The following is a 3,369-nucleotide window of genomic DNA, read 5'->3' as shown; positions in this document are numbered from 1 at the left end:
CCACGAGCCGACCGCGCCGAGCCGGGCAGGGACCGGCTCACCACACACACGACGAACCGGCGATCCGCGTCCCAGCGGATCGTCGTAGCCGCCCCGCACCGGCCCTCCACACCGCAACCCTCCCGACGAGCGGACGCGCCTGCGCCGCGCGATGAGCGGCGCAGCCCGCGTTCCGGACGGTCTAGCGGGGCTATGCCCCGCTACACCGTCCGGAACGCGGCAACAGCATTGTGCCCCCCGAACCCGAACGAGTTGGAGAGGGCGACCAGCTCGCCGTCGCCGAGTGCGCGCGGGCTGGTGACCACGTCGAGGACGATCTGCGGGTCCTGCTCGGTGAGGTTGATAGTGGGGGGCGCCGTGCGCTCGTGGAGCGCGAGGACGGTGAAGATCGCCTCGAGCGCGCCGGTGCCTCCGAGGAGGTGGCCGGTGGCCGCCTTCGTGGCGGACACCGCGATGCGGGGGAGGTGGTCTCCGAAGACTCGGGCCAGGGCGCGGTACTCGGCGATGTCGCCGACCGGCGTGCTGGTCGCGTGGGCGTTGATGTGGGTGACGTCGGTGCGTGCTGCGCCGGCCTGCTCCAGAGCGTCGATCATCGCGCGCGCGGCGGCGGAGCCCTCGGGGTCCGGTGCGGTGATGTGGTAGGAGTCGCTGGTGACGGCGCCTCCTGCGAGCTCGGCGTAGATGCGGGCGCCGCGGGCGAGCGCGTGCTCCTCGGTCTCGAGGATGAGGGTGCCGGCGCCTTCGCCGAGGACGAACCCGTCGCGGGAGACGTCGTAGGGACGGGAGGCGGCGGCCGGCTCGTCGTTGCGACGTGAGAGGGCCTGCATCGAGGCGAAGGCGGCGATCGGCAGCGGGTGGACCACGGCCTCCGTGCCGCCGGCGATGACGACGTCGGCGAGGCCGAGCTGGAGGTGGTCGTAGGCGTTCGTGATGGCCTCGGTGCTCGAGGCGCAGGCCGACACGTCGGTGCGGGCGAACGCCCGCGAGGGGATGGCCATGCTGATCGCGGCGGCGGCGGCGTTCGGCATGAGCATCGGGATGGTCATGGGGAGCACGCGGCGGGGGCCGCGCTCCCGCAGTGTGTCCCAGGCGTCGAGGAGGGTCCAGAGTCCGCCGATGCCGGTGGAGTAGTCGACGCCCACGCGCAGCGGGTCGACCTCGGTGAGACCCGCGTCGGCCCAGGCCTCGCGTGCCGAGATCAGGGCGAACTGGCTGGAGGGGTCGAGGCGCTTCGCCTCGGGGCGGGCGAGGACATCCTCCGGGCGCACCCTGGCCTGGCCGGCGAAGGTGACGGGGAGGTCGTACTGGGCGACCCAGTCGTGTTCGAGGGAGCGGATGCCCGACTCGCCGGCGAGGAGGGCGTCCCAGGATTCCCGAGCGGTTCCGCCGAGGGGGCTGCTGGCACCGATTCCGGTGACGACGATCTTCTTGGACATGACGAGCTTCTCTGTTCCGTGACGGGTGGGGGACGGTCACACCCCGCCGACGAGCGTCGGCCGGGGTGTCCGCCTCGAGGACGGGGGCGCTGGTGCCGACTAGGCGGACGCGTTGACGATGAAGGTGACCGCGTCGCCGACCGTCTTGAGGTTCTTGACCTCGTCGTCGGGGATCTTCACGTCGAACTTCTCCTCGGCGTTGACGACGATGGTCATCATCGAGATGGAGTCGATGTCGAGGTCGTCGGTGAACGACTTGTCCATCTCGACGGAGTCGGTCGCGATGCCCGTCTCGTCGTTGACAAGCTCGGCCAGGCCGGCGAGGACTTCTTCGGTGGACAGTGCCATGGTTCTCTCCTTGAGGGGTTTCTACTGGTGTTCGTCAGTGACCGTAGGTCAGTTTAGGGGTGGCTCCGCGAGCGTCAGGGGAGCACCACGACCTGCGCGCCGAACACGAGCCCGGCGCCGAAGCCGATCTGCAGGGCGAGTCCGCCGTGCAGTTCGGGGTGCTCGTCGAGCAGGCGGTGGGTGGCGAGGGGGATCGACGCCGCCGACGTGTTGCCGGTCGTCTCGATGTCGCGGCCGATCGCCACCGTCTCGGGCAGCTTGAGCTGCTTCGCGAGCTCGTCGATGATGCGCATGTTCGCCTGATGCGGGATGAACGCGGCGAGGTCCTCGGGACGGACCCCCGCCTCCGCCAGCGCCTTCGAGGCGACCTTGGCCATCTCCCAGACCGCCCAGCGGAAGACCGAGGGGCCGTCCTGGCGGAGCGTCGGCCACTCGGCGGTGCCGTCGCGGTAGGCCGCGAGCGGGTTGTCCATGCCGACGGTGTCCCACTTGGAGCCATCAGAGCCCCAGACAGTCTTGGAGATGCCGACGGTGTCGCTCGGGCCGACGACCGCTGCTCCCGCGCCGTCGCCCAGGAGGAAGGAGATGCTCCGATCGCTCGCCTTGACGAGGTCCGACAGCTTCTCGGCGCCGACGACGAGCACGTACTCGGCCAGGCCGGAGCGGATGAACGAGTCGGCCTGGGCGATGCCGTAGGTGTAGCCGGCGCAGGCGGCCGAGATGTCGTAGGCGGGCGCCGGGTTGGCTCCGATCCGGTCGGCGAGGAGCGCGGCCAGCGAGGGGGTCTGCACGGTGTTGCTGATGGTCGAGACCAGCACGACGCCGATCTGGTCGGGCCGGATACCGGCCTTCTCGATCGCTTCGAGCGAGGCCGTGGTCGCCAGGTCGACAGCGTGGATGTCTCCCGACGCTCGGCGGCGTTCGATGATGCCGGTGCGCTGGCGGATCCACTCGTCGGAGGAGTCGATCGGCCCGATCAGGTCGTCGTTCGGGACGACGAGGTCGCCGCGGGCGGCGCCGATGCCGAGGATCCTGGTGTAGGCGCTGCCGCTGGACTGGGTGAGGGTGGGGGATGTCATGGGGTCTCCTGCTAAGCGGCGTGCTCGTCGATGAAGGCGCGGGCGGCGTCGAGGTCGTCGGGGGTCTTGACGGCCAGGCTTGGCACGCCCTTGAGGCCCCGCTTGGCGAGGCCGACCAGAGCGCCGGCCGGCGCCAGTTCGAGCACGCCGGTGACGCCCGCCTCGGCGAACGCGGCCATGCAGAGGTCCCAGCGCACGGGGGAGGCGACCTGTCCGACGAGCAGCTTGAGGAACCCCGCGCCGGAGTCGATGACCGAGCGTCCCGGTTCGTCCAGAGCCGCAGTGTCGGGTCGGCGGGGGACAGCTCGGCGGCGACGGCGGCGAGGGAGTCGCGCGCCGGCGCCATGTAGCGGGTGTGGAACGCGCCGGCCACCTGCAGGGGCACGACGCGCGTGCCGCGGACCGGCTCCTCCTTGAGCGCGTCGAGCGCCTCGACGTCGCCGGCGACCACGATCTGCCCGCCGCCGTTGTAGTTCGCGGGCTCGAGGCCGAGCTCGTCGAGCCGG

General features: G+C 71.2%; 3 protein-coding genes and 1 pseudogene. All 4 read right to left on the bottom strand.

From position 1 onward, the window contains the following. Positions 1 to 200: 200 nt before the first annotated feature. Positions 201 to 1,436 carry a beta-ketoacyl-[acyl-carrier-protein] synthase family protein gene (locus ACH61_RS14585; RefSeq protein WP_068213433.1) on the bottom strand — a complete coding sequence of 412 codons (1,236 nt, stop codon included), beginning with the start codon at positions 1,434 to 1,436 and terminating at the stop codon, positions 201 to 203. Between the two features lie 99 nt (positions 1,437 to 1,535). After that, positions 1,536 to 1,784, bottom strand: coding sequence for an acyl carrier protein (locus tag ACH61_RS14580; protein ID WP_068213431.1), 249 nt, complete (start codon positions 1,782 to 1,784; stop codon positions 1,536 to 1,538). A gap of 74 nt (positions 1,785 to 1,858) precedes the next feature. Further along, on the bottom strand, positions 1,859 to 2,863 hold the full coding sequence (locus ACH61_RS14575; RefSeq protein WP_068213428.1) for a beta-ketoacyl-ACP synthase III: 1,005 nt from the start codon (positions 2,861 to 2,863) through the stop codon (positions 1,859 to 1,861). 11 nt (positions 2,864 to 2,874) lie between these two features. Beyond that, a pseudogene (locus ACH61_RS14570) lies at positions 2,875 to 3,369 on the bottom strand (ACP S-malonyltransferase); the annotation flags it as partial.

It is taken from the genome of Rathayibacter tanaceti (genome assembly GCF_001634385.1).
Taxonomy (GTDB): domain Bacteria; phylum Actinomycetota; class Actinomycetes; order Actinomycetales; family Microbacteriaceae; genus Rathayibacter; species Rathayibacter tanaceti.
This window is presented reverse-complemented; position numbering and strand designations above follow the sequence as displayed.